Genomic DNA, 17,568 nt, shown 5'->3' on the forward strand with positions numbered 1-17,568 from the left:
CAGGGCAGCGATGATCGGAGCTGTTCCGGTGCTGCTCGCGCTCGCTTTCCTGGTGACGGCGCTGCTTTATGCGAGCGTTGGTTTCGGCGGCGGCTCAACCTATGCCGCGCTGCTTGCGATATCCGGTTTGGATTACCGGTTGCTTCCGATGGTGGTGCTGGCCTGCAACATAATCGTCGTGGCGGGCGGCACGGTGCGTTTCGCGCGAGCGGACGTGCTGCCTTGGCGCGGAGCGCTGGCGATGACGGCAATAGCGGCGCCGGCCGCTTTCCTGGGCGGTCTGACACCCATTGCCGAGGCGTCCTTCATGGTGCTGCTCGGCATGAGTCTGGTCCTGACGGCTTTGAGCATGCTGATCCCGATCAATGACGCGAACGGGGCCAATCCGTCGAAGGTGGCGCGCTTCTTGCCGGTCATTGCCGCACCGCTGGGCTATCTGGCTGGACTGGTGGGTATTGGCGGCGGGATATTTCTGGCGCCTCTGCTGCATCTCGCCCGTTGGCGCGATGCGCGCGCAATTGCGGCGACGGCGAGCTTTTTCATACTCGTCAATTCGCTCTTCGGACTTGCCGGGCAATTGCTCAAGCCAACCGGAGGTTCGTTCGGAGCCGCGGTCGGCGCTGCGTTACCGTTGCTAGTCGCTGTCGCCATCGGGGGGCAGATCGGCAGCCTGTTGGCGGTTTTAATCCTGCCAAAGCGCTGGATCAGATGGCTGACCGCTGCACTTGTCCTGGCCGTGGGTGTCAGGCTGCTCTGGACTGCCTGACGTCGGGCTTGATTAGCGCTCCGGCTGCTGATTATGTTGGCTAACAGCTGATTCGCTCAGCGAAAAAAACAAAAAATCTTGAGGAAAAATGGACAAAGACAAGGCTGGAACCGCGTCCGGGAGCGCGGGTAAAGGGCGATACGCTTCACCAAAACTCGTCGAATACGGTTCGGTAAGAAACCTGACAGGTGGGAGCGGTGGAATCATGGGCGATGGCGGTGGCCAGATGACCCGCGGGCGAGGAATGATGATGTTTTGATGCGCGAACCACCGCTCGCAGCCGTATCTTCTGGTGTTTGCTGATCAGCTTGCGCGAAGCAAACGGGAGAAAAAGCCGCGCGGCTCTTCCATCGGCTGAATCTTGCCATAGTGATAACGGCGCAGCGTCGGGTCGCGGAATGGACGCGGCTGAGTCCACGGATCGGGGGCGCTGCTGCGATAGCTGTACTTGGACATGATGGGGCTCCTTTTCAAACAGGAGACCGGCCTAGACAGCGCACTCGCGTTAACGAAAGCGTAACTCATGCCCAGTCCCAAAACGGGATTGGACGGAGCCAAAAAGTTAACAAAGGGTTGAGAAAAATGGCTCCCCGAGTTGGATTCGAACCAACGACCAAGTGATTAACAGTCACCTACTCTACCGCTGAGCTATCGGGGAGCAGCACCCGGTTTGTCTGCCGAGTGCGAAGCGCGCGTATATGGGCGGCGAACCAGCATTGCAAGAGGGTTTTGCGGGATTCTTACTCGACCACGAATTGCTCGGCGACGATCCGCTCTTCGAGCGATTGTCCGGGGTCGAACAGCAATTCAAGCTCGGTATCATGGGCGATTTCAAGTACGACTTCGGAAATGTCGCGCAGTTCTTTCTGGTCGGCAACCGCTGCGACCGGACGCTTGTCCGGATCGAGCACCCGCAATTTGATCCGCATCCGGTCGGGCAAGATCGCCCCGCGCCAGCGGCGAGGGCGAAACGGGCTGATTGGGGTCAGCGCGAGTACTTGGCTGTCGAGCGGCAGGATCGGTCCGTTCGCGGACAGGTTGTATGCGGTCGATCCCGCAGGAGTGGAGACCAGCACACCGTCACAGATCAGCTTCTTGATCCGCGCGCGGTCGCCCACAGTCACCTCGATCCATGCCGTCTGGCGGGTTTCACGAAGCAGCGAAACCTCATTGATGGCGCAGAGCGAATGCTCCCTGCCGTCCTGCGTGACCGCCTGCATTCGCAGCGGTGCGATCGATTTGCGATTCGCCTTGGCAAGACGATTGGCAATGACCGCGCGCTTGTCATAGCGGTTCATGAGGAACCCGACCGTGCCAAGGTTCATGCCGTAGGCTGGGATCACGCGGCCTCTATCGAGCATGGCATGCAACGCTTGCAGCATGAAACCGTCCCCGCCGAGCACGACTGCCACGTCCGCTTTGTCTAAAGGAACCCAGTCCTGCTGGTGCGCGATCGCCTCATAGGCTTCCTGCGCGCGCGGTGTGTCGGACGCGAGCAAGGCCATGCGCTGAAAGGGATTGGTCCCGCCATTGGCCGCTTTGCTCATAAACCCGGTCAGGCCCCCTCCAGCCTCAATCGTACTGCCTACAAAGCGTCTGTTCGCCGATATGATCCGGGAAGCAGACTGGCCACTCTAATGAATTGTCCTGATGTTCCAATTTTGGGCGGATTGCAAATGGTGTAAGCTTTGCTGGATTTCCTCGCGTAAGCGCCGTGGAGGTCAAGGAAAAGCATGGAAAGCAAACGCCCTCCTCTCAGCCCATCGCTTCGGGAACCGCTTCACGGATCCTTTCCGGGCGTAAAAGCCGCTGCGCTCGACAAGGACTTGCTGCGCGCGCTGGACCGGGCGGAAATCGAGGTCTTGTTCCAGCCGCAGTTTTCGGGGACCACCGGCGCGTTGGTCGGAGCGGAGGCGCTAGCGCGCTGGCAGCATCCGACGCTTGGCGAGATTGGCGCGCGCGACCTCTTTGCGATTGCCGAGCGTGCGGCGCTCGTGGCGCCCCTGTCGCGCCATGTCGTTGCCTGTGCGCTCGAAGATGCGGGTGCGTGGCCCGAATATCTCGGCCTGTCACTCAACATCACACCGGAGGAGCTCGGTGATCCGCGCTTCGCATCGGATTTCGCCGAGCTGATCGGCCGATGCCAGATTGCGCCTGAGCGGTTGATGCTCGAGATCACCGAAGACCTCCTTCTGCGTAACCTCCAACAAGCGAGCGAGGCGCTCAAAGCCTTGCGAAGCCTCGGTTTTCGCACGGCGCTCGACGATTTCGGGGCAGGCTTCTGCAATTTTCGATATCTGCGCGAATTGCCGCTCGACGCGATCAAGCTCGACAAGATCATGGTCGAAGGGGTTCCCGGCGATACCAAGGCACTCGCTGTCCTGCGCGCAATCATCGCACTTGCCCGTGCGCTTGATCTCGATGTCTACGCAGAAGGGATTGAGAGCGAGATCCAATTGGCAGCGATCAAGTCGGAAGGCTGCCAGTATTGGCAGGGTTTCCTGCGCGCCCAGCCGATGAAAAGCGACGATATGCTTGCGCTCGCCGCGACTGCAAGAGGGCGCGGGCACGGGTGATCAGGCGGGTTCTCGGGCCTTTTTGCGTTCCGCCTTGCGCACGATCCCGCTCAGACCCTTGGTCAGCTGGAACAGTCCGTTCAGACGGCTTTGCGGATCGCCCCATGCGCGATTGATCACGAGCTTCATGTCGGGGCGCAGCTTGGCGGTTCCTTGCAGCCTGTCGACATAGGCGATCAGGCCCGGCCCGTCGGGGAAATCGTCATTGTGAAAGGTGACAAGCGTGCCGCGCGCGCCGACATCGATCTTCGCGATGTTGGCCTCGATAGCCTGATGCTTGATCTCGATCAGGCGGATCAGGTTCTTGGTCGGCTGCGGCAGGTCGCCGAAGCGATCGATCATCTCGGCCGCCATGCTTTCGATCTCGGCCTTGTCTTGAGCCTGGTTGAGACGGCGGTAAAGCGCCATGCGCACCGCGAGGTCGGGCACGTAATCCTCGGGGATCATGATCGGAGCATCCACTGTGATCTGCGGCGACACCTTATCCTTCGCTGCCTCCAGACCCATTTCGCCCGCCTTGGCGGCAAGGATCGCGTCCTCCAGCATCGACTGATAAAGCTCGAAGCCGACCTCGCGGATATGGCCCGATTGTTCATCACCCAGCAGATTGCCCGCGCCGCGAATGTCGAGATCATGGCTGGCAAGCTGAAAACCTGCACCAAGGCTGTCGAGATCGCTCAGCACCTTAAGGCGCTTTTCCGCGACTTCGGATAGCTGCACGTCCTTCTCATAGGTGAGATAGGCATAGGCGCGCAGTTTCGCTCGCCCGACGCGCCCGCGCAGCTGGTAAAGCTGGGCAAGACCGAAGCGGTCGGCGCGGTGAATGATGATCGTGTTCGCGCTCGGCAGGTCGAGGCCGCTCTCGACGATGGTAGTCGACAGCAGCACTTCGTATTTGCCTTCGTAGAACGCGCTCATGCGCTCCTCGATCTCGCCTGCACCCATCTGGCCGTGGGCGGAGATCGCTTTCACTTCGGGCACGTTTTCGTGCAGCCATTCCTCGACCGAGGCCATGTCGGATATGCGCGGCACGACGATAAAGCTCTGCCCGCCGCGGTGGTGTTCGCGGAGCAATGCCTCGCGCATCACCATGTCGTCCCACTCCATTACATAAGTCCGAACAGCGAGGCGGTCGACTGGCGGGGTTTGGATCGTGGAAAGCTCGCGCAGCCCGGTCATCGCCATTTGCAGAGTGCGCGGGATCGGGGTGGCGGTGAGAGTGAGCATATGCACATCGGAGCGCAGCTGCTTGAGCTTCTCCTTGTGCGTCACGCCAAAGCGCTGCTCCTCATCGACAATCACGAGCCCGAGATTGCCAAATTCGGTAGATTTGGAAAGGATCGCGTGCGTGCCGACGACAATGTCGATATCGCCGCTCGCCAAGCCTTCGCGCGTCTCGGCCATTTCCTTGGATGAGACGAGCCGCGACAGGCGGCCGACCTTGAGCGGGAAACCTGCAAAGCGTTCCGCGAAGTTCTGGTAATGCTGGCGCGCGAGCAGGGTGGTGGGGGCCACAATGGCGACCTGCTGACCATTCATTGCCGCCACGAATGCCGCGCGCAGGGCCACTTCGGTCTTGCCGAAGCCAACATCGCCGCAGACGAGGCGGTCCATCGGCTTACCGCTTTCAAGGTCGCGCAGCACGTCTGCAATGGCTGCGTCCTGATCGTCGGTTTCTTCCCAGGGGAAGCGGTCGACAAACTGGTTGTAGCTCGCTTCTTCGGCTTCGAAGACCGGTGCTTTCTTCAGCGCGCGTTCGGCGGCGACTTTCATCAGCTCGCCTGCAATCGCAGTGATGCGCTCCTTCAGACGGGCGCGGCGTTTCTGCCACGCTTCGCCGCCCAGCCGGTCGAGCGGGACGGATTCTTCACTGGAGCCGTAGCGCGAGAGGACGTCGATATTTTCGACCGGGATAAACAGCTTGTCGCCGCCTGCATATTCCAGGGCGACGCAATCGTGCTGGCTTTTGCCCACGGCGATGGGGTCGAGGCCGAGATATTTGCCGATTCCGTGCTCGACATGGACCACGAGATCGCCCCTCGCGAGTGCCTGAAGTTCGGCGAGGAAGGCATCGGAATCCTTGCGTTTTTTCTTGCGCCGGACGAGCCTGTCACCGAGCACGTCTTGCTCGGTGAGGATTTCCAGCTCGTCGTTTGCAAAGCCCGCCTCGAGCGGGAGGACCATCGCCGCGGTCTTGCCCTTGGCGGAGAGTCCAAGCGCTTCCTGCCAGCTTTCGGCCTGCACGCTTTCACAGCCAGCTTCGGAAAGGATGGAGGCAATGCGGGAGCGAGAACCCGTCGAATATGCAGCAAGCAGCGGCTTGCGGCCCGATTTCGCGACCGCTTTCAGATGCGCGGCGGCGGCTTCGTAGATATTGTCGCCGCGGCCGCGTTCAGGCGTGAAGTCGCGCGCAGCCTTGAAGCCGAAATCGATGCTCGCTCCGCTTTCGGGCGCTGCGAAGACACTGGCACGGTGGGCTGGCGCGGATTTGAGCGCGGCGGCGAATTCGTCCTTGGCGAGATAAAGCGCATGCGGATCGAGCGGACGGTAGCTGCCGGCCTTGTCCGCCGCGATGCGTTCACGCTGGTCGTGATAATCCTGAATGTCAGTGAGGCGTTCTTCGGCTGCCCCGAGAGCGGCCTGGTCGATCACCACCAGATCATCATCGCCGAGATGGTCGAACAGGGTGGCGAGCTTTTCCTCGAACAGCGGCAGCCAATGCTCCATGCCCGCGAGCCGCCGCCCATCGCTCACCGCCTCGTAGAGTGGGTCCTGCGTGGCCGCCGCGCCGAACATCTCGCGGTAGCGGGAGCGGAAGCGCTTGATGCTTTCCTCGTCGATCAATGCCTCGGATGCGGGCAACAGCAGGTGCGATTTGAGCGTGCCGGTCGACCGCTGCGTGCCGGGATCGAACAGGCGCAGGCTTTCCAGCTCGTCGCCGAAGAAATCGAGTCGCAATCCCTCGTCGAGCGAGGAGGGAAAGATATCGACAATCGACCCGCGCACCGCGAATTCGCCGTGATCGACCACCGTGTCGGTGCGCGTGTATCCTTGCCGGGTGAGCAGCGCCGCGAGGCTTTCATGCCCAATCGTCGTGCCCGGTTTGAATTCGCGCACACTCTCGCGAATGCGGAAAGGAGTAAGCGCGCGTTGCAGCACGGCGTTGACCGTTGTGACCAGCAGCTGCGATCCGCCCGCGGGGCGTTGCAGCCGGAACAGCGCCGAGAGCCGCGCCGCGCTGACTGAGAGGGCAGGGCTCGCGCGGTCATAAGGCAGGCAATCCCACGCGGGAAACTCGATCACCTCGACCTCGGGCGCGAAGAACCTCGCGGCTTCGGCAGCCGCGCTCATCGCGGCATCATCGGGCGCGATGAACACCGCGCGCTGTTTTGCCGCACGCGCAAGGTCGCTCATGACAAGCGGGACCGCACCGCGAGGCAGCGACGAAAGCGTGAGCGGGGTCTCCGCCGCGAGGATGCGGTTCAGGTCGGGCATGCCAGGTAAGTCAGGTATATCCTGTCAAAGGCCGGGGCAGGCGAGTGTTCCCCGGACGCATAATTTGGTCGCCGATTAGCGCGGGATATCGACGTAGTCGAGCGCCTGCATCTTGGTGATCTGGGTGCCTTCGAAGCGCTCGGGCACGGGCGCGGTTTTCATCGCCCAGGCCATCACGTCTACGTCGTCTTCGGCCAGGAGGTCCTCGAACCATTCGAGCTCGCTCTCATCCCATCCGGACGAGTACCGATCGAAATATCCGCCGATCATGTAATCGGCCTCACGCGTGCCGCGATGCCATGCGCGGAATTTCGCTCTTGCGAGGCGTTCATCGAATGTGGGCATATCCGTCATGCAGGGGCAGGTAAGGCACTCGGCAATCGCGTTCAAGGCGGTATAGAGTGCAGCCATGCGCCCCGAGGCCCTCAACCCGCTGTTTGCCGAAGCCCGCGACCTGGAAGGAGTCGGGCCGAAGCTGATGAAGCCGCTGGAAAAGCTGGGTCTGACGCGGATAAAGGACCTCGCCTATCACCTGCCAGAGCGGTTCGTGACGCGGCGCGCCATTGCGAATCTGGATGAGGGCAGCGAGGGCGAGCAGGTCATCGTCGCGCTCACCCCGACCGAGCACCGCGCGGCTCGCAATCCCGGACGCGGGCCGTACCGGGTGCTGGCGCAGGACGAGGCGGGCAATATCTGCGCGCTGACCTATTTTGGACGCGCCTCCTACACCGCGAAGAAACAGCTTCCGGTTGGCGAGAAGCGTTGGGTTGCCGGGCGGATCGACCGCTATGGCGACATGCTCCAGATCGTCCATCCCGACCATATAGAGGAGGACAGCTCCGCGCATATGGGCCGCATGGTCGAGCCCGTTTATGCACTGTCCGAAGGGCTGACCCAGCCGAAGGTCGCCTCTCTCGCCGCCCAAGCGCTCGAGCGACTGCCCGAGTTGCCCGAATGGATCGAGCCGGGGCAATTCGAGCGCGAAGGCTGGCCAAGCTGGCGCGATGCGCTCCACCTTGCGCACAAGGACATGCACGAAAAGGCGCGCGACCGCCTCGCCTATGATGAGCTGCTTGCCAACAGCCTCGCGCTTCTGCTGGTGAAAGCCGATAGCCGCCGCCGCAAGGGGCAGGCGATGGCCGGCGATGGGCGTATGCGCGAAAGGCTGGATCTGCCGTTCGAGATGACCGGCGCGCAGAAACGCTCGATTGCCGAGATCGAAGGCGACCTCCAGCAAGAGGCTCCCATGCTGCGCCTACTGCAAGGCGATGTGGGCGCGGGCAAGACCGTGGTGGCGCTGGCTGCGATGCTGATCGCGGTCGAGGCTGGCAAACAGGCCGCACTGCTCGCCCCCACGGAAATCCTTGCCCGCCAGCATTTCGAGACGCTTCGCAAAATGGCCGCACCCACCGGCGCCGAGGTTGCCCTGCTGACCGGTCGCGCAAAAGGTAAGGAGCGCGAGGGCATCCTGATGGGGCTGCTCGACGGCTCGATCGACATTCTCGTGGGCACACACGCGATTTTCCAGGATACGGTGAATTACAAGGATCTCGGCCTTGTGGTGATTGATGAGCAGCACCGTTTCGGGGTGCAGCAACGTCTCGCACTGGCGGCCAAGGGCAAGAGGGCGCCGCATACGCTCGCGATGACCGCGACGCCTATCCCGCGCAGCCTAACGCTCGCCCAATATGGTGAAATGGATGTGAGCCGCCTCGACGAACTGCCTCCTGGACGTCAGGCCATTGAGACGCTGGTCGTATCGCAGGACCGCGCCGAAGATGTGATCGCCGGTGTGCAGCGCCACCTTGCCACCGGCCAGCAAGCCTATTGGGTCTGCCCGATGGTGCGCGAGGCAAGCGGCGCATTTCAGGCCACCGACATTGCCGCCGCCGAAGCGCGCTATGCCGAACTGCGCGAGCGATTTGGCGCAGATGTCGTGATGGTCCACGGCCAGCTCAAGCCTGAGGAGAAGGACGCCAATATGGAGCGCTTCGCCAGCGGCGAGGCGAAATTGCTGGTGGCGACGACGGTGATCGAGGTCGGCGTAGACGTGCCCTCCTCGACTTTGATGGTGATCGAACAAGCCGAACGTTTCGGCCTCGCTCAGCTGCACCAATTGCGCGGGCGCGTGGGGCGCGGAAGCGAGAAAAGCCGGTGCCTGCTGCTGCGCGGCTCGGAACTCAGCGAGACGGCTCAAAAGCGTCTCGCTCTGATGCGCGAGACACAGGACGGGTTCCGCATTGCCGAGGAAGACCTGGAGCTGCGCGGCGGCGGGGAATTGCTGGGCACGCGGCAATCGGGCGAGGCGGCGTTTCGGATTGCCGATCTGGAACAGGTGCAGCGCCTGCTGCCCGTGGCGCACGGAGATGCGCGGCTGCTGATGGACCGCGATGGCGGGCTCACCAGCGACAGGGGCGACGCCGCGCGGCAATTGCTGTATCTGTTCGAACGCGACTGGGGCGTGCAATTGCTGAGGGGCGGATAGCACGATGTTTGGACCGGACCCGATCGATTTAAGCGATCCCTCGCCGTATCTGGCGTTGTCCTATTACGGCCACCTTCTGTTTGGAACGGTCGCAGTTCTCGCCGCTTTGACCGCATTTTCCGTCACCAAGGGCGGGCAGGTCCACCGAACCGCCGGCTTCGTCTTCGTTGCAGTGGTGGCGGCAGTGTGCGTCAGCTCTTTCGAGATGCTGGCCAATGTTTTCATCCCCCCGCTATTCATGGCGGTCTTTACCGCTATCTATGCAGTCGGCGGTGCGTGGCTCGCCCTGCAAAAGGGAACAAGAACGGTGCGGTCGGCGGAAGCCGGACTGATGCTGTTCGAAATAGCAGGCTTTGCGATTTTCCTGAGCGTGGCGATCCCGGCGGTGCAGGCCGGGTTGGTCCCGCCATTCGGGCCGATTGTAATCGCGGTTATTCCCCTGATCCTGGTCGCGGGCGACCTGAACTGGCTGACACATCCCGAGCAAAGGGCGAAACTGCGCATCGCACGGCATATCAACCGAATGGTCTGGGGTTTTGTCGTTATCGTGCGTGCACCGCTCGTAGAATTAGCCGCAGCCGGGCTTCCGATTTCGCAACCGGTTACGATTTTCGGGCCGATAGCCTTGGGTATTGTGATGATCGTCTATTTTCGCCGCCGCTACGTAAGACGAGCCGCGCCTGCGGCCAACTCACGACCTGTCTAGACCTTGAGGCTCGAAACCAATGCACCGAGCCGCCCTTGTTACCTCGTCCCACACCGCGTCAAAATCGCTTTCATCACCGTAATAGGGGTCTTTCACCGGGGTTCCCTCGCGGCCATCGACGAGATCCATCAACAGCGAAACCTTGGCCGTGCTATCGCGCGGAGCCTGCGCTTTGATCCCGGCGAGATTGGCTGTATCGAGCGCAAATAAATGGCTGAAGCGATAGAAATCATTCCGTTCAAGCTGGCGTCCGCGCAGGCCGGAAATATCGACACCGTTGCGCGCTGCGACAGCAATTGCGCGGCGATCGGGCGGCTGGCCTAGATGATACGAGGCCGTGCCAACCGAATCTACGTTGCAATCAAGTCCTGCCTTTTCTGCCGCGGCACGAAATGCGCCTTCCGCCATCGGAGAGCGGCAGATATTGCCCAAGCAGACGAAAAGCACGCCGAGCGGGGGATTAGCGTGTTCCAACATGTCCTCACGTTAAGCTTGCAAATGCAACCGTCACAATACTTACAGTGCTGAATAGGGAGTTAACTTTATGCGCCTGTTAACCATGGGGGCCGTTTTGGCACTCGCGCCGCTCGCGCCGCTCGCGCCGGTTCTGGCCGGACCGGTCGAGGATTACGAGCAATTGCGCGAAGAAGTGTGGGAGGCGACGCTCAATGCCTCGCCGCAATTGGCGACCAGCGTGGGCGACCGGCGCGGGGACGGCGAACTGGGCGATCTTTCGCTCGAAGAATACGATCGCCAGATCGCCGAAACCCGTGCTTTTCTCGCGCGCCTTGATGCTATCGACTCGGAGCAGCTCCCTGCTGACTTGCAGGTCGACTATGCGATCCTGAAAAGCAGCGCCGAAGACCGGATTGCGGGGGCGGATTTCGATCACAATCGCTATATCCTCTTCACCAATCGCGGCGGTTGGTTCTCCGGCTTTGCTTCGCTGCCGTACCGCTCGCCATTCTTCACGCTGGCCGATTACCGGAGCTATGTCGGGCGGCTCGCCAAGTTCGCCGATTTCAATGCACAGGGTATCGAGCGCAGCCGTGAAGCCGTCGCGCGGAGGCTGACGCAACCCTGCGAGCCGATGCAAGGCTTCGAAAACCGGATCACGCAGCAAATTGCCGAGGACTATACGGCGTCGCCGTTCTGGCAGCCATTTGCCGGAGACAGGCCGGCCTCGATCACCGAAGCGGATTGGGAGGGGCTGAAGGCACAAACGCGCGCGGTGCTCGAAGGGTCAGTGTTCCCGGCCTATGAGAGGTTTCTGAGCTTTTACAGGGCCGAGTATGAGCCCAATTGCCGAACCGGCACTCCGGGCATTCTCGCAACTCCGAATGGCGAGGCCTATTACGCCTACCGCGTGCAAAGCTTCACGACGACCGACATGACGCCGGATGAGGTCCACGACCTCGGCTTGTCCGAAGTCGCGCGCATTCGCGCTGAAATGGTCGAAACCGCGACCGAGGCCGGCTTTGATACGCGCGAGGCCTTCATCGAGCACCTGCGCACCGACCCGCAATATTACATGACGGACGAGCAGGAATATCTCGAATACACGCAGGCGCTGGCGAAGAAGATCGACGGCTTCATGCCCAAGCTGTTCGGCAAGCTGCCGCGCCAGCCTTACACTGTGCTCCCGATCCCGGCGGCGAACGCGCCCGGCAACACCACCGCCTATTACGAGCGGGGATCGCTGGAAACTGGGCAGGCGGGCATTTACCGTCTCAACCTGACCGAGCTGGACCAACGCCCGCTGTGGGAGTTGCCAGCCCTCGGCGTGCATGAGGCTGTGCCGGGGCACCATCACCAGATCTCGCTGCAACAGGAACTCGATATCCACCCGCTGCGCGCGAATGGAACCTTCTTCACCGCCTTTGTCGAAGGGTGGGGGCTGTATTCAGAGCGGCTCGGGATCGAGATGGGGTTGTACGACACGCCCGCCAAGGAGATGGGCCGCTTGTCCTACGAGATGTGGCGTGCGGCTCGGCTGGTTGTCGATACCGGCCTGCATTCGAAGGGGTGGAGCAAGCAACAGGCGGTCGACTTCATGCTCGACAACACCGCGCTTTCGCCCGGCAACATCGACGCCGAAGTCAATCGCTACATGACGTGGCCGGGTCAGGCGCTCGCCTACAAGATCGGCGAGCTGAAAATCCGCGAATTGCGCAGCCGCGCCGAGGAGGCGCTCGGCGCCGATTTCGACCTGCGCGCCTTTCATGACACGGTGCTCGAAAACGGAGCAGTCCCGCTTTCGGTGCTGGAAGATTACGTCGACAAATGGATCGCCGAGCAACAGGCCGCCGATTAAGCCGCTTTCGCCGGGAGGGGCTCGGTGTTGCCGAGCACCTCTTCGGTTATGCGGCGCACGTTCGCTTTGGCTTTCAGCCGCGCGCCCAGCAGGGCTGTGCCTGAAACCTTGCGCTGAACGAACAGCGTCTCGACCGGCGGGAAGGCCCAGGTGTCCTTGTCTTGGGCGATCTCCCAGCCTTCCTCGCGCAGCAGAGGGACGAAGGCGCGGTCGCCGAAGTCGAACGGCTTGTCCTCGCGCATTTCGTTGACGACGATCTCGATCATCCGGTCGACGCGGTCACCGTGCTTTTCGACGACGATAGGCAGCATGAAGCCAGCCTTGATCGTTTCGTCTCGCGCGCGGTCCTTGTCGCCCGCCATGCCGGCCTCCAGCATGGCGCGGTAGGCGTTCGAGACATCGGGATCGACGTCGCGGCAGGCGCCGAAATCAAGCAGCACGATGTCGCCGGTGTCGCGGCGGAAGCGGTAATTGGCGAAGTTCGGATCGGTCTGCATGACGCCAAATTCGAACAGTTCGCGCGCGACCAGCCTGAGCAGCCGCGAATATACCTCGTCGCGGCGCTCATCGGTTTCGTTGGAAAGCTCCTCGATGCTGACCCCGTCTTCGAAGCTCATGGCCAGAATGCGGTCGCGCGTCAGCCCTTCGTGCAGCGTGGGCACGACAAAGCCGGGTGTGCCCGAAAGCCGCTCGCGGTACATTGCCATCTGCGCGCCCTCGCGGCGGTAATCGGCTTCCTCGTGCAACTGCTTTTTCGCCTCGGCGAGCAGCATGTCGATTTCAAGCTCTGGCGGGGCAAAGCCTGCGACCCGCAGCAGCGTCATGACGTTATCGACATCGCTGTCGATGCTTTCCGCGATGCCGGGATATTGCACCTTGATCGCAAGCTCCTGACCGTCACGGGTCAGGGCCTTGTGAACCTGTCCAATCGAGGCAACGGCAATCGGGCGGGGATTGAACCAGCGAAATTGCTTGCGCCAGTCCGCCCCCCACTCGGCGCGCAGCGCGCCGTCAAGCTGGCGGGCGGGCATGAAATTGGCTTGATCGCGCAAGGTCGCAAGGATGTCTGAAAGCTCGGCGGGCAGGAAATCGCCCGCATCCATGCTGATCATCTGGCCCATCTTCATCGCCGCGCCGCGCAGGTGCGAGAGACGGTCCGCCATGCGTTTGGCATTGCCAGGAGTAAGGATCAGGTCGCGCGGAGACAGGCTGTCCCCGGTGCGCAGCCGCCGCGCCCCTTCTGCGACCATGCCGCCGGCGACACCGCTGGCAAGCCGGTCGAAGCTGGCGAAACGCGATACGCGTCCGGATGGTACGGATCGCTCGCGCGAGCGGTCTGATTTATCGGCCATGGTTCCTCGATGAAGCTTCTCTTGATCCCATACACAGAACGGCCCCGGGCCGCGAAGTATCCCGCCGCCCCTTCAAAACGCTGCTGCAAACGACGCGGGCCCGGAGAAAACTCCGGGCCCGGGCCGCTCGATAATCGTCGAGTGAATGTGTTGGGTCAGATTACGCGATGGCGCGCGTTCCGCCTGCAATATAGTTCACATACACGGCGTGGATGAGGCCGGGGATGAAGAACAGGAGCGTCAGGATCAGGTTGATGATGAAGTCTGTTCCGAGACCCTTCTTCAGGGCAACGCCAAGCGGCGGAAGAAGGATAGTGGCGACAAGTGCAATAAGTTCGAGCATTGAGCTGTGGCTCCTTAATGGGGTTTAACATGTGACGCTGTTTCGCGTCGTCATTTGCCCAATCAACGGGTCTACGCCGGCTATCGTTCCGAAATATCGTTAGGAACCAAATGCTTGGTTGTGCGTTTCGTCGGGGTGTCTCAGCTAATGCACAGGCCGCCATCGACCGGCAGGCATTGTCCGGTGATATAATCGCTGTGGGGTGAGGCCCAGAACACCGCGAGGCCCTCCAGCCCTTCATGATCGCCCGGCCTGCGCAGCGGGATGCGCTTTTCCATCCACGCTGCAAACTTTGGATCGGCGGCTGAGGTGATCTCGGTTTCGTAATAGCCGAACAACAGCGCGTTGGCAGTGATCTGGTGGCGCGCGAGCTCGAACGCCGCCCCGCGCGTCAAGCCGTTAAGCGCAGCCTTGGATGCCGCATAATCGGAGCTGCGATTGACGCCCATGATTGACTGGCCGGAACTGGTCGCGACCAGTTTTCCGCCTGCATCGCCTGCCCCCGCTCGCTCGATCATGTGACGCGCCACGTGTTTGTAGGTAAGTGCGGGGCCGCGTGCGTTCACTGCCATCACTGCGTCCCAGCCCTCTGCCGTCATATCCGGCACTCCCGCGCCTGAACCGGCGCGCCCGGCATTGGCAAAACACACATCGACACGCCCAAAGGCATTGAGGGTCGCGCCCATTGCATCCTCGATCTGCGTTTCTTCGGCGACATCGCAGACCAATGTCTTGACTTCGGCCCGGTACGATGGATCGCAATTCGAGCAAGGCTTTTGCGTTTTTCTCTTCATTGCGCGCCCAGATCGCGACATTCGCACCCGCTTTTACAAGGCCGCGCGCCATGCCGAGGCCAAGGCCGCCATTACCGCCTGTGATGACCGCAACGCGGCCAGAAAGATCGAACAGGTCCATTGCGAAAGTGGTGGCGCAATTGGCGCAGCACCGCAAGCGCACGGGAACCACGCCCACGCCCGTGCGCTTCTGGCGCTATGGACGCCAACACATCGCTCACCCCCGCATCGCGCTGGCTCGGTTATGCCGGATTGCTGCCGCAGATCATTTGCGTTGCATTGGCCATCAGTGGGCATGAGTACCGCTTTTCGGCGCTCGCTGGCGGGTTTGCCTATGCCGCAGCGATATTCAGCTTCCTCGGAGGAGTGTGGTGGGGACAGGCCATTGCCAGCGGCAAGGGTGGGGCGGGGACTTATCTGGTGGCAGTCATCCCCAGCTTGCTTGCGGTAGCGCTGTTCTTGCCTTGGAGTTTCGGGTGGGAATGGCCCGGTCCGGCGCTGATCTATCTCGGCGCGCTGATCCTCGCGTCCCCGCTGGTCGACCGCGCGCTTGGGCTTGCCGCGAAGGATTTCATGCGGCTGCGGGTGCATTTGTCTGTGGGGCTGGGCGTGCTCACTATCCTGCTGGGATTTGTGGCGGAGGCGATTGTCTAGCGCCCAAGGTTTGCGGATGGGCGCGCGCAGTCTCTCCGCGCGCGCCCACCGATCGCATCAGAATTTGCCGAGCAGCGTGATCACGCCTTGATGGCGCGACAGAGATACGTCGTCCGCGAGGCCAAGCGCGGCAGTGTCCACATCGCCGTAATCGGAATAGCGGTATTCGATCCTGATCCCGAAATTGCTGCCGAGATCGATCTCGCCGCCGGCGCCGACACGGATGCCGCCGCGGCTCTCGCTTTCGGAAAGCTCCAGCACTCCATCATCATACTCGCCCTCGACCGAGGCGTCGGTGTAGCCTGCCTTGAGGTAGAGAATGCCATTGGGCCCGGTTCGCATTCCAGCGCGAACGCCTGCGTACAGATCCCGCCCTGCGTTGACGGAGACGCGGTCACCGACCACCAGCACATCGTTGAAATCGAATCCGATGCTGGAATCGGTGTATTCCGCTTCCAGGCCGAGCACCATGCCGCCATCGAATTCGACGTCGTAGCCGATGGTGACGCCGACAAGCAGGTCTTCTTCGCTGCCGGAAACACCTCCGCTTTCAGCTTCGATGCTGTCCACACCGACGATTGCTCCAGCTGCGAATTTGCCGCCAGATGTGTCGCCCTGCGCGAAGGCTGGCGCGCTGAACAATGCGGCAGCGCCGCCGATTGCGAGTGTCAGATTTTTCATGGAATTCCCTGTGGTTATGGTCTGGGTGCGGGTCGTATCGCAGCCATAGATCGCAATCATGCGATGACGGTATTGAGGGAAAACCCTTAGCTCGCGAAAAATTGGCGCTGGCCAAAGCCGCGGCGATTTGCCGGATTGGAAGGAAATTGGTCGGGAAGAGAGGATTCGAACCTCCGGCCCCCGCCTCCCGAAGACGGTGCTCTACCAGGCTGAGCTACTTCCCGACTCAGGTCCGCTAAATCGTGCGATTATGCGGGGTAGGGGCGCGCCTATAAGTGTGGATGGGCGGGGTGGCAAGCGGGCAATTGGCGCGTATAGTTTTACTCATGGCGACACTTGAAACCGCGAAGACGATTCCTTCGAAGCTTACCGGCCCCGGCCATCCGGAGTGGCAATATCTCGATCTGATGCGTCAGATATGGGAGAGCGGCAGCGAACGGGTCGATCGCACGGGCATAGGCGCGCGCTCGATTGCGGGCGCAATGCTGCGCTATGATCTGGCAGGCGGCGCGATGCCGCTGCTCACGACCAAGCGGGTGTACTGGAAAACCGCGACGCGCGAGATGTTGTGGTTTCTGACCGGCGAAACCAACATTCGCCCGCTGGTGCTGCAGGGCGTCAAGATCTGGAACGAGTGGCCGCGCGCGCGCTACGTCAAGGAAACGGGCGAGGAGATTAGTCTTGAGGATTTCGTCCAGCGGATTTCCGATGATGAGGATTTCGCAAAGCGCTGGGGCGATCTCGGCCCGGTCTACGGCAAGCAATGGGTCGACTGGCCAACCTACCGCTATCGCAAGGACGGTCTGTTTGAGCGCGGAGAGGGGATCAACCAGATCGCGCAAGTCGTCGAGAGCCTGAAAACCAATCCCGGCAGCCGTCGCCACATCATCGAAGGGTGGAATGTGGCCGAACTCGACCGGATGGCGCTGCCGCCGTGTCACAAGACCTACCAATTCCATGTCGCGGGAGACCGAACTCAATTGCATGCTCTACCAGCGCAGCTGCGACGTTGCGCTGGGGTTGCCGTTCAACCTGTGGTCGGCGGCGCTGCTCCAGCGCATGATCGCTCAGCAAACCGGGCTCGAACCAGGTGAGCTGGTCTGGATGGGCGGGGACGTGCACCTCTATCTCAACCACGACCACCTGATCACCGAGCAGCTGTCCCGCGAGCCGGAGGGACATCCGACTCTGGAAATCACCAGAAAGCCCGAAACAATTTTCGACTACAAAATCGAGGATTTCGTGGTGCATGATTACGCGCCGCTGCCTCCGATCAAGGCTCCTGTTGCGGTTTGATTGCGCCTGCTTGACCGAGGTAAGAGCCTGACATAACCGCTTATGCTCAAGCGCTAAAAAGCGCCGCAGTCGCACGTGGCGCCGCTGCATTTCGCATTTGTCTGCG

General features: G+C 61.7%; 16 protein-coding genes, 2 tRNA genes and 2 pseudogenes. 8 read left to right on the forward strand and 12 right to left on the reverse strand.

The annotated features are described in order from the left end of the window. Nucleotides 1-10: 10 nt before the first annotated feature. Nucleotides 11-766, forward strand: coding sequence for a sulfite exporter TauE/SafE family protein (locus AC0L39_RS07770; RefSeq protein ID WP_473262092.1), 756 nt, complete (start codon nt 11-13; stop codon nt 764-766). Nucleotides 767-854: 88 nt separating this feature from the next. Continuing rightward, on the forward strand, nt 855-1,025 hold the full coding sequence (locus AC0L39_RS07775; RefSeq protein WP_473262095.1) for a lasso RiPP family leader peptide-containing protein: 171 nt from the start codon (nt 855-857) through the stop codon (nt 1,023-1,025). A 44-nt stretch (nt 1,026-1,069) separates the two neighbouring features. Here the strand turns inward: AC0L39_RS07775 and AC0L39_RS07780 are convergent, their stop codons facing one another. The 3 genes from AC0L39_RS07780 to AC0L39_RS07790 form a co-directional block, all read right to left on the reverse strand. After that, the gene (locus AC0L39_RS07780; protein WP_473262097.1) at nt 1,070-1,222 is read right to left on the reverse strand and encodes a hypothetical protein; all 153 of its coding nucleotides are present in this window, start codon (nt 1,220-1,222) and stop codon (nt 1,070-1,072) included. A 127-nt stretch (nt 1,223-1,349) separates the two neighbouring features. Further along, nucleotides 1,350-1,424 (reverse strand) — tRNA-Asn (locus tag AC0L39_RS07785). Nucleotides 1,425-1,506: 82 nt separating this feature from the next. Beyond that, nucleotides 1,507-2,313, reverse strand: a complete 807-nt coding sequence (locus tag AC0L39_RS07790) for an NAD kinase (protein WP_473262099.1) — start codon at nt 2,311-2,313, stop codon at nt 1,507-1,509. Between the two features lie 186 nt (nt 2,314-2,499). Between AC0L39_RS07790 and AC0L39_RS07795 the strand changes: the two genes are divergently transcribed. Further along, nucleotides 2,500-3,342 (forward strand): EAL domain-containing protein, encoded by an 843-nt coding sequence (locus tag AC0L39_RS07795; protein ID WP_473262101.1) that lies wholly within the window; start codon nt 2,500-2,502, stop codon nt 3,340-3,342. Here the strand turns inward: AC0L39_RS07795 and mfd are convergent, their stop codons facing one another. Together mfd and AC0L39_RS07805 are read right to left on the reverse strand one after the other, a co-directional pair. Further along, nucleotides 3,343-6,837, reverse strand: coding sequence for a transcription-repair coupling factor (gene mfd / locus AC0L39_RS07800; RefSeq protein ID WP_473262102.1), 3,495 nt, complete (start codon nt 6,835-6,837; stop codon nt 3,343-3,345). It lies immediately after the preceding gene. Nucleotides 6,838-6,912: 75 nt separating this feature from the next. Continuing rightward, nucleotides 6,913-7,191 carry a succinate dehydrogenase assembly factor 2 gene (locus AC0L39_RS07805; protein ID WP_473262318.1) on the reverse strand — a complete coding sequence of 93 codons (279 nt, stop codon included), beginning with the start codon at nt 7,189-7,191 and terminating at the stop codon, nt 6,913-6,915. 55 nt (nt 7,192-7,246) lie between these two features. Here AC0L39_RS07805 and recG point away from each other — a divergent pair, with 55 nt between their 5' ends. Then, on the forward strand, nt 7,247-9,322 hold the full coding sequence (gene recG / locus AC0L39_RS07810) for an ATP-dependent DNA helicase RecG (RefSeq protein ID WP_473262104.1): 2,076 nt from the start codon (nt 7,247-7,249) through the stop codon (nt 9,320-9,322). Nucleotides 9,323-9,326: 4 nt separating this feature from the next. Next, a complete protein-coding gene (locus AC0L39_RS07815; RefSeq protein ID WP_473262106.1) occupies nt 9,327-10,028 on the forward strand; it encodes a hypothetical protein in 702 nt (233 codons plus the stop codon). Here AC0L39_RS07815 and AC0L39_RS07820 read toward each other — a convergent pair. Continuing rightward, nucleotides 10,014-10,505 carry a low molecular weight protein-tyrosine-phosphatase gene (locus AC0L39_RS07820; RefSeq protein WP_473262107.1) on the reverse strand — a complete coding sequence of 164 codons (492 nt, stop codon included), beginning with the start codon at nt 10,503-10,505 and terminating at the stop codon, nt 10,014-10,016. The two genes, AC0L39_RS07815 and AC0L39_RS07820, sit on opposite strands and share 15 nt — an antisense overlap. A 67-nt stretch (nt 10,506-10,572) precedes the next feature. On the opposite strand from AC0L39_RS07820, the gene AC0L39_RS07825 reads away from it, so the two are divergent. Next, complete coding sequence (locus tag AC0L39_RS07825; RefSeq protein ID WP_473262109.1) at nt 10,573-12,342, forward strand: DUF885 domain-containing protein; 1,770 nt, start codon at nt 10,573-10,575, stop codon at nt 12,340-12,342. Here the strand turns inward: AC0L39_RS07825 and AC0L39_RS07830 are convergent. From AC0L39_RS07830 to AC0L39_RS07845, 4 genes and pseudogenes are all read right to left on the reverse strand, one after another. Beyond that, complete coding sequence (locus AC0L39_RS07830; RefSeq protein ID WP_473262111.1) at nt 12,339-13,694, reverse strand: ABC1 kinase family protein; 1,356 nt, start codon at nt 13,692-13,694, stop codon at nt 12,339-12,341. The genes AC0L39_RS07825 and AC0L39_RS07830 overlap by 4 nt on opposite strands. Nucleotides 13,695-13,854: 160 nt before the next feature. Continuing rightward, on the reverse strand, nt 13,855-14,037 hold the full coding sequence (locus tag AC0L39_RS07835) for a YqaE/Pmp3 family membrane protein (protein WP_218317886.1): 183 nt from the start codon (nt 14,035-14,037) through the stop codon (nt 13,855-13,857). A 140-nt stretch (nt 14,038-14,177) separates the two neighbouring features. Then, entirely contained in the window at nt 14,178-14,831 is a 654-nt protein-coding gene (locus AC0L39_RS07840) for an SDR family NAD(P)-dependent oxidoreductase (protein ID WP_473262112.1), read from the reverse strand. 16 nt (nt 14,832-14,847) lie between these two features. After that, nucleotides 14,848-14,952: pseudogene (locus tag AC0L39_RS07845) on the reverse strand (SDR family NAD(P)-dependent oxidoreductase); the annotation flags it as partial. A 77-nt stretch (nt 14,953-15,029) separates the two neighbouring features. On the opposite strand from AC0L39_RS07845, the gene AC0L39_RS07850 reads away from it, so the two are divergent. Beyond that, on the forward strand, nt 15,030-15,485 hold the full coding sequence (locus tag AC0L39_RS07850) for a DUF3429 domain-containing protein (RefSeq protein WP_473262114.1): 456 nt from the start codon (nt 15,030-15,032) through the stop codon (nt 15,483-15,485). Between the two features lie 57 nt (nt 15,486-15,542). Here AC0L39_RS07850 and AC0L39_RS07855 read toward each other — a convergent pair whose 3' ends face one another. After that, a complete protein-coding gene (locus AC0L39_RS07855; protein WP_473262115.1) occupies nt 15,543-16,166 on the reverse strand; it encodes an outer membrane protein in 624 nt (207 codons plus the stop codon). Nucleotides 16,167-16,313: 147 nt separating this feature from the next. Then, nucleotides 16,314-16,390: transfer RNA gene (locus tag AC0L39_RS07860), tRNA-Pro, on the reverse strand. 102 nt (nt 16,391-16,492) lie between these two features. Between AC0L39_RS07860 and thyA the strand changes: the two are divergent. Then, a pseudogene (gene thyA, locus AC0L39_RS07865) lies at nt 16,493-17,462 on the forward strand (thymidylate synthase). Nucleotides 17,463-17,568 lie beyond the last annotated feature (106 nt).

It is taken from the genome of Erythrobacter sp. K21-9 (assembly GCF_055808355.1).

What these genes read in the sequence shown, in the direction of transcription:
- AC0L39_RS07770 (WP_473262092.1), top strand. Translation starts at nt 11, where the DNA reads ATGATCGGAGCTGTTCCGGTGCTGCTCGCGCTCGCTTTCCTGGTGACG.
- AC0L39_RS07775 (WP_473262095.1), top strand. Translation starts at nt 855, where the DNA reads ATGGACAAAGACAAGGCTGGAACCGCGTCCGGGAGCGCGGGTAAAGGG.
- AC0L39_RS07825 (WP_473262109.1), top strand. Translation starts at nt 10,573, where the DNA reads ATGCGCCTGTTAACCATGGGGGCCGTTTTGGCACTCGCGCCGCTCGCG.
- mfd (WP_473262102.1), bottom strand. Translation starts at nt 6,837, where the DNA reads ATGCCCGACCTGAACCGCATCCTCGCGGCGGAGACCCCGCTCACGCTT.
- AC0L39_RS07805 (WP_473262318.1), bottom strand. Translation starts at nt 7,191, where the DNA reads ATGACGGATATGCCCACATTCGATGAACGCCTCGCAAGAGCGAAATTC.
- AC0L39_RS07850 (WP_473262114.1), top strand. Translation starts at nt 15,030, where the DNA reads ATGGACGCCAACACATCGCTCACCCCCGCATCGCGCTGGCTCGGTTAT.
- AC0L39_RS07855 (WP_473262115.1), bottom strand. Translation starts at nt 16,166, where the DNA reads ATGAAAAATCTGACACTCGCAATCGGCGGCGCTGCCGCATTGTTCAGC.
- AC0L39_RS07795 (WP_473262101.1), top strand. Translation starts at nt 2,500, where the DNA reads ATGGAAAGCAAACGCCCTCCTCTCAGCCCATCGCTTCGGGAACCGCTT.
- AC0L39_RS07840 (WP_473262112.1), bottom strand. Translation starts at nt 14,831, where the DNA reads ATGAAGAGAAAAACGCAAAAGCCTTGCTCGAATTGCGATCCATCGTAC.
- AC0L39_RS07780 (WP_473262097.1), bottom strand. Translation starts at nt 1,222, where the DNA reads ATGTCCAAGTACAGCTATCGCAGCAGCGCCCCCGATCCGTGGACTCAG.
- AC0L39_RS07830 (WP_473262111.1), bottom strand. Translation starts at nt 13,694, where the DNA reads ATGGCCGATAAATCAGACCGCTCGCGCGAGCGATCCGTACCATCCGGA.
- AC0L39_RS07790 (WP_473262099.1), bottom strand. Translation starts at nt 2,313, where the DNA reads ATGAGCAAAGCGGCCAATGGCGGGACCAATCCCTTTCAGCGCATGGCC.
- AC0L39_RS07820 (WP_473262107.1), bottom strand. Translation starts at nt 10,505, where the DNA reads ATGTTGGAACACGCTAATCCCCCGCTCGGCGTGCTTTTCGTCTGCTTG.
- AC0L39_RS07835 (WP_218317886.1), bottom strand. Translation starts at nt 14,037, where the DNA reads ATGCTCGAACTTATTGCACTTGTCGCCACTATCCTTCTTCCGCCGCTT.
- recG (WP_473262104.1), top strand. Translation starts at nt 7,247, where the DNA reads ATGCGCCCCGAGGCCCTCAACCCGCTGTTTGCCGAAGCCCGCGACCTG.
- AC0L39_RS07815 (WP_473262106.1), top strand. Translation starts at nt 9,327, where the DNA reads ATGTTTGGACCGGACCCGATCGATTTAAGCGATCCCTCGCCGTATCTG.